This window comes from Planctomycetota bacterium (assembly GCA_035384565.1).
GTDB lineage: Bacteria > Planctomycetota > PUPC01 > DSUN01 > DSUN01 > DAOOIT01.
Genome location: DAOOIT010000134.1, coordinates 1 through 6,723 on the forward strand (window position 1 = coordinate 1; position 6,723 = coordinate 6,723).

At 65.2% G+C, this 6,723-nt stretch carries 6 protein-coding genes; 5 read left to right on the plus strand and 1 reads right to left on the minus strand.

All coding sequences use genetic code 11. The features are described 5' to 3' along the window. Positions 1 to 74 precede the first annotated feature (74 nt). The 3 genes from PLE19_23645 to PLE19_23655 all read left to right on the plus strand — a co-directional run bounded on the left by PLE19_23645 (position 75) and on the right by PLE19_23655 (position 2,892). Positions 75 to 1,100: a DNA adenine methylase gene (locus tag PLE19_23645; GenBank protein ID HPD17943.1), complete on the plus strand. Its 1,026-nt coding sequence runs from the start codon at positions 75 to 77 to the stop codon at positions 1,098 to 1,100. After that, a complete protein-coding gene (locus PLE19_23650) occupies positions 1,100 to 1,876 on the plus strand; it encodes a hypothetical protein (GenBank protein HPD17944.1) in 777 nt (258 codons plus the stop codon). The genes PLE19_23645 and PLE19_23650 overlap by 1 nt, the downstream gene beginning before the upstream one ends. Before the next feature lie 287 nt (positions 1,877 to 2,163). Next, positions 2,164 to 2,892 (plus strand): PEP-CTERM sorting domain-containing protein, encoded by a 729-nt coding sequence (locus PLE19_23655; GenBank protein HPD17945.1) that lies wholly within the window; start codon positions 2,164 to 2,166, stop codon positions 2,890 to 2,892. A gap of 380 nt (positions 2,893 to 3,272) precedes the next feature. Here the strand turns inward: PLE19_23655 and PLE19_23660 are convergent, their stop codons facing one another. Further along, positions 3,273 to 5,201: a hypothetical protein gene (locus PLE19_23660; GenBank protein HPD17946.1), complete on the minus strand. Its 1,929-nt coding sequence runs from the start codon at positions 5,199 to 5,201 to the stop codon at positions 3,273 to 3,275. A 614-nt stretch (positions 5,202 to 5,815) separates the two neighbouring features. Here PLE19_23660 and mreC point away from each other — a divergent pair. Both mreC and PLE19_23670 read left to right on the plus strand, forming a co-directional pair. Further along, positions 5,816 to 6,496: a rod shape-determining protein MreC gene (gene mreC / locus PLE19_23665; protein HPD17947.1), complete on the plus strand. Its 681-nt coding sequence runs from the start codon at positions 5,816 to 5,818 to the stop codon at positions 6,494 to 6,496. Beyond that, positions 6,493 to 6,723: hypothetical protein (locus tag PLE19_23670; GenBank protein HPD17948.1), on the plus strand; the 231-nt coding region annotated here is incomplete at its 3' end. The genes mreC and PLE19_23670, both read left to right, overlap by 4 nt.

Sequence of the window (6,723 nt, forward strand, 5' to 3'; positions counted from 1 at the left end):
CGGCACGGGCGTCGTCCTCGACGATCTCACCCGCATGAGCGGCGTGCTCGAGAGCAGCGATACCGAGTACTGACGTGGAAACGGATGCGCGCAGCTACGATTCGGGAGTCCTCGACGATTCTTCGGTCACCCGTACCCCGCTTTTTCGCCACGCCGCCCAGCAGCGCGGCGCCCAGAAGACCCCCTTTGCGTCCGCGCGTAACCGTCTCCTCGAGCGGCTATGGAGCGACAGCAGGCTAAGCTACAAGAGGTATCTGGGCTCACCCCTTCGCTACGCCGGCGGCAAGAGCCTTGCTGTAGGCTTCGTGCTGGAGAGGCTGCCGGACCGAATCACCAGACTGGTTTCCCCTTTCTTGGGCGGCGGCTCAGTGGAGGTCGCCTGCGCGGTGGAGTGTGGTCTCCCGGTGATCGCCTCGGACATCTTCGACATACTCTGCAACTACTGGCAGGTGCAGCTTGAGTACCCAGAGGCGCTGTACCGCAGGCTCGCAGCTCTCGAGCCAACAAGAGAGACCTTCGCCGCAGTGAAGCGGCGCCTAAGTGACCATTGGAAAGGCATTCAGCGCCTGGATCGGTACGACCTTGCCGCCCACTACTACTTCAACTCCAATACGTCCTACGGGCCGCACTTCCTGGGCTGGCCCTCGGACGTATATCTCCAGGAGAAGCGCTATCGTGGCATGATCGAGAAAGTTCGAGCGTTTCGCGCGCCAACAATGCATGTGAGAACAGCATCCTTTGAGGAGATCATCGCCAGTTACCCAACTGACTTCCTCTACTGTGACCCGCCTTACTACCTCGACGAGGGGAAGACGTTCTGCGGCATGTACCCGCATCGCAACTTTCCGATCCACCACAAGGGATTCCCACATGAAGCCCTCCGCGAGATGCTGCGATCCCACAGAGGCGGTTTCGTCCTATCCTATAATGACTGCGCAACTATCAGGTCGTGGTATCGCGACTGTGAGATGACTGCTCCGAAGTGGCAATACACCTTTGGCCAGGGTGACACACGTATCGGGGAGAATCGAGCTCGGAGCAACAATGGGACATACGTGAAGCTGTCCCACGAGCTACTCATCTGGAGGATGCCAGCCTGATGGCACGCCGGGCATCCACATCGGAGCGAGCGCGCAAGTACCGTCAGGAGGGGCATGATAATGCCCTCCTTTTCGCCCTTGAGCTTGGCCTGGGCCAGGATTACCGCAATGATCCTCAAGCGAAGAAGGATGTGATCGACCCCTCTGGTGACGCGCACTCCGTTAAGTCAGGTAGGAGGAAATGGCAGATCTTCCTCTACAGCAGGAGCAGGTTCCTGGCGGACGACGGTTTCATGGCGCTCAATGGCATTGGGACTCTGCTCATCCATTGTATTGATGCCTTTCCTCCCTCCTACGACGAGTACAAGAGGAATCCTGCGGCAGCCAAGGAACGCCTGCAGACCCCCATGCGAGAGCTGCGGGACCGCTTCCAGAGGAAGGCCCTCTTGCGCGCCTTCCTCATGAAGGCCATCTTCAACGGAGGAGAGGTCAACTATCTCACCGTCTTCGATGGGACGGCTTTCCACGTCTTCCTGAACAAAGAAGTTGTTCAGGTTATGGGCGAGCGTTTCGAGGTCGTCAACTCTAAAGCGCTGCGCAGAGGCGAGTTCGCCGATCAGAAGGTCCTCTTCCGCTACAAGGGCAAGAACGTCGGGGAGCTCGAGATGCGGAACGACAGCCCCATCCATTACCAGGAAGTGCGTTTCAACATGATAGTGAAGCCGGCCATGGAGTTGCTCCTCGACGCCATCCCGGCGGTGTGCAGCCTGCCCACATCGGAGGTGGTTGTAGTTCACGGTAACGCTGCCAAGCGCTTCGGCAGGTGGTCTTTATGAACGTGCCCCTCACCTGCGTCGCCCGCGGCACGGGCGTCGTCCTCGACGATCTCACCCGCATGAGCGGCGTGCTCGAGAGCTCGGACACCGAGTACTGAGCCCCCATCCGGCAGCCCGGCGATTTTTCCGCACAGAAAAGCTTGACAGCGAGGCTCACGCCGTGCTATAAGCTAGAGTGTTTAGGTGTACGGGCGAGCGTGCGTAGCCAGGCGAGTCCAACAACGACGTAGCTTCTGCTCTGGGACCCATTGCCCGTCCAGCGGGTCCGGCGGGGAAAGGAACCACTGATGAGGACGGCGTCGCTTGCGGTGCTGTGTCTCGCGGTTTCACTGGCATCGGCGGCCCCACTGCTCCCGGGGACGTCGCTGGAAAACCCAGCTCTCGGAACCGCCACGCCGGACTTCACCAATGCCCTCCCGGCCAACTACGCGAACTATGTCCTGGTGGCCACCCTGGTGTCGCCGTATACGGGCGCCTTCGCAGGCTCGGTGACGACGAATGTCTGGCGCGACCCGATCGGCTCGGGCGGCGACGACACGCTGACCTTCGAATACATCTTCACCAACACCACCGTGGGCGCGACTGTGGACATTGTGCGCGCCACCATCGGCGACCCCACGTACCCCTGGCTCGGCTACACCATTGACGCCGGCGCCGATGGCTCGGGCACATCCACCCCCACAGGTGTGGGGATCTTCTGGAGCGACGGCGACCCGAACTTCATCCTGCGCGACCCCACCATCAGCGGCGAGGGCCTCACGATCCAATGGATGGACGGGGCGTTCAACGGGACCCTGATCCGCAATCCCACGAATGTTTCGGCCCGCGTGTGGTTCGACACCAACGCCACGGCCTACCAGACGACCAACGTGGGCATCCAGGATACGGGGCTGGTGGCCTCCGCGAGCGGCTATGCCCCGAAGGCCGCGAACAATGAGCTGATTCCTGAGCCTTGCTCGCTCGCCCTGCTGGGCATTGGCCTCGCGGCTCTCGCTCGCCGCCGCCGCAAGAGCTGAGCAGCGCCCGCAATCGAATCCTGCATCCAGAGCCGCCGCGCGACGCACGTCACGCGGCGGCTTTCTTTTCCCCAACACACCTCAGCTCGGTGAGGGGAGCGCGGCACAGCCGCCCTTGGCGGAGTTGGCGACGCATGACTACCCCGGCCACGAATCCGTCCTCGTTCCCTTCGTAGCCGCAAGCGTCCCGCTTGTCGAGGACCCCCGCAAGCGGGACGCTGCGGCTACCCTTGGTGCTCTGACCAGCGCCGCGTGGCTCTACACTGCAAATGGATTCGCGGGGGGAGCAGTAACGCCCTGCATCCTGCGCGGTGCCCACATGCAGGGGGCCTCGCGTTGCCGCGAGGCCCCCGGGTGTGTGAGACGTTCCCTGACGTGCCTCACTCTGCGACCACTTCCTTGAAGCAGGCGGTGTTTCTCAAGCCCACCTCCAGAAGCACTCCCTTCTTCGTGGCAACGGGCAGTTCGAGCACGTTGCTGCACGTCCACTCGGGCGGGCACTGGGCCGCATCGCCCGCCGGCAGGGCAAGCAGGTTGGCCCAGATGTGGAGCACCTTCACGCTGTCGCCGGCCGGCAGGGTCACATTCCACTTCACGCAATGAGTCGCCGCCGAATACTGGCCGCCACCGTCTGCCACCAGGAACATCAGCGAGGTGTCGAGGCAGTCCTTCACCACGATGTCCTTTGGGTTGGGCAGCCCGGTGGCCGTGATGGTGATCGTGTAGAGCACGGTGTTGCCGCAGGTCAGCGGTCCAGGGTAGCCGCCGTTCTCGCCTGCGTTGTTGGCCAGGTCGAGCAGGTTGTGGATGAACGCCAGGTCAGCGCCCACCGTGTTCAGCGCGTCCTCGGCCAGCTTGCAGAGGGCCTCGTGGGCCGCCACGTCGTCCAGCGCAAACGTGCCCGACAGCAGGTTCAGCTCGGTGGCGAGCAACTGCCGCCGCGTCTTGGACGCCATGTTGGAGCCGCTGTAGTTGAGGATGTTGTAGGCATTCTGGAGTCGCTGCGCATCCGTGGCGCCGAGCACAAACGGGTCAGGCAGGTAGAAGCCCTCTACCGCCACGAGCCACGACGCGAGGTCCGCGTACGAGACCTGAATGCCCCTGGTCTTGCCCGCCATGTGCTTCTGGATGTTGTTCTTCCAGAAGCCGATGGTGCGCGAGTTGCCGAGCAGTTCGCCGCCCGACTTCTCGATGGTTACGCGGCCGAACGACACCACGCCGCCGCCGAGGTAGTGGCTGGGGTCGGTGTCGCTCACAGGGTCCCCCACCGGCGGGTAGCCGACAGCGGTGCCCACGTTGGCATACTGCCCGCCCACGGCCACGCCGTTCGCCGAGAGGGTCTGCGAGGCGCCGGGCGCCAGCGAGGGGATCACCCCGATCACGCCCAGCACGTCATCGGTCACGGTGATGTTGGTCAGCGTCACATCGCCTGTGTTCGTGACGATGTACTCCCAGAGCACAGGGGCGCCCACGGCGATGAGCGGCCCGGGCGCCACATCGGCGTCCTGGCCGTTGGTGTGCTTCTCGATGTCCAAAGAGGGATTGATCGGGCCGGGAGCGAACGCCTGGGCTGTGGAGACCGCTCCGCTGTCCAGCAGGCCCACGGCAACCGTCTGGAACGTCTCCCAGTTGGTCTCGATGAAGATAGAGGAGGAGGAGTCCCCCGCGCGCAGCGCAGTGCCTCTGCTGAGCGCGCGCCACTGGATCGTCAGGCCGTCACCGAACACCACGGGATTCCGCTGGATGAAGTTCGGGTCGCCATCGGTCCAGAAGGGAGCCACAGTGCCCGCGGTCGAGGAGCCGGAGCCGTCAGCGCCCGCGTTCGTGATGGTGACCCCGAGCCAGGACGCCCCGGCGATCGTGGCCCGGATGAGGTCCGAGGCGCCCGTGCTGGTGAAATGATAGCGGAAGCCCAGGAACCCCGTGGCGGGGTCTCTGTAGACCGTGCTCGTCAGCACGCCGGCGATGTCGGGCGTGAGCGGCGCGTAGGCCGACGCCATCGGGCCCCCGACGATGTTGCCCGCCACGAAGTAGGAGGGCAGCGTCGTCGAGTAATTGGGCGGACCCAGCGGGGGGACAGTGCCCGGCTTGAACAGCGAGGTGCCCGGCGGCAGGGGGTTGGCCGCCAGCACAGGCCCGTTCGCGGCGACGGCGAATGCCAGGGCCAGGAGGACGACGACCGTGCAGTGCAGAAGCCTTTGTGTCGCAGTATCCTCAGCAAGGATGGCGGGGTGCGAGGCGCGCGTCGCAGACGTGTAGCCCCGCGTTCCAGAACGCCGCAGCGCGAGTGTCGTCAGGGAAACGTTCATGGGTGGATCTCCTTCGCTCCGGCCCGACGCGGGCATTCCTGGGCGTCTCGGGGCGTTCGGAAATCCAACCTCGTGCGATCAGACGGACGGAAACAACACCGCGCGGCCGCGGGCGCCGCGAGGTGGCTGAACTCGCAAACACGTCGGGGGGCTGCTCGCAGGAAAGCCTCCGCGTCGAGCCGGAGCCGAGCGGGCGGCAAGAGGCCGATGCCTTCAGGAATCTGTCGGGGAAGATGCTCATCCGAAAGCCCCGCCAAGACGCCCACGTTCGATCAATGCTTCTGTACTCAGTTTCAGTCCGTTTGCGCGCGATGTCAAGGGAAATTGCGCGATTTCTTTGACAGACGGGGCGCCAGAGGCTAGAATCCCCAGGCGCCGCGGGCGTCTCCCGCCCCGCGCCGCCGCTCCCAAGGCCCTGTGGAATGGCATCGCAGGTGAGACCCTCCACTCGGAAGCGCCTCCTGGCCCTTGCCCTCCTGGCGGGGTGCGCCATAAGCGTCGCCACCCCCAGAGCATGGCACGACGCTCTGCGCGGAGGGGCCCACTCGGCGGCGGTCCCGCCGCTCCGCCTCCTGAGCGGCACAACGGCCTCGTTGCAGGCCCTCCTCAGCCGCTTGGCGAGCCTCTGGCGCGCGAGCGAGGAGGTCGAGCGGCTCCGCGAGGAGAATCGCGCGCTCCGCGAGGCCATGGCCTACCTCGCGGCCGAGGCTCACGATGCGGCCGTGCGCCTGCGCAACCTGCGCGGCTTCGAGGAGTTCCGGCAGAGCCTGCCCGCGCACCCGCTCCAGATCGTGCCGGCCACGGTGGTCGCTGCCGACGCCTCGCCCTGGCGCCACAGCGTGATCGTGGACAAGGGTTCGGCCGATGGCCTGCGTCCCGGGACCCCCGCGGTCTGGGGCTCCTCGATCGTCGGCAGGGTCGCCGCCGTTCAGCCCCGAGCCGCCACGATCCGCCTCCTCACCGACAGCCTGGCGGGCCTCAAGGTGCGCGTGGCGCGCACCGGCGACGTGGGGGTGCTGCGCGGGACGAGCGATCGGGATGGCCTTCTGCAACTGAAATGGCTCTACCTTCATCCCGTGGCCACAGGCGACCTGGTCGTCACCTCGGGTCTCGACCCCACGGTGCCTGCCGGGCTGGTCGCGGGCCGAGTCGTCCAGGCGCCGGCGGCGAAAGACCACCTGTTCTACGACGTCAAGGTGCGCCCCCTGATTGACCTCAACCGCCTCAGCGAGGTGTTGCTGGTCCTCTACCGCTTGCCCGATGCGGAGCGCTTGCTGGAGGAGCAGGCCCGATGATTCGCACGCTGCGCCACGTCAGGCTCAGGTCCGGCGAGAGGCTCCGCGTCGCCGCCCTCGTCGCGCCGGCCGGCCGCTATGCGAAGGCCATTCGAGCGTTTCTCGCCCACAAGGGCCAGCCGTGGCTGCTCCACGTGGACCTGGCGAACCAGGGCCTGACCGACCGGCTTCGTACGACCTACTACGTCGGCTTCCTGGGCCGCGACCTCGGGGGCAACGTGATGATC

Bases quoted from the DNA above. Each gene is read 5' to 3' on its own strand.
- PLE19_23660 (HPD17946.1), bottom strand. From the start codon at position 5,201: ATGAACGTTTCCCTGACGACACTCGCGCTGCGGCGTTCTGGAACGCGG.
- PLE19_23655 (HPD17945.1), top strand. From the start codon at position 2,164: ATGAGGACGGCGTCGCTTGCGGTGCTGTGTCTCGCGGTTTCACTGGCA.
- PLE19_23650 (HPD17944.1), top strand. From the start codon at position 1,100: ATGGCACGCCGGGCATCCACATCGGAGCGAGCGCGCAAGTACCGTCAG.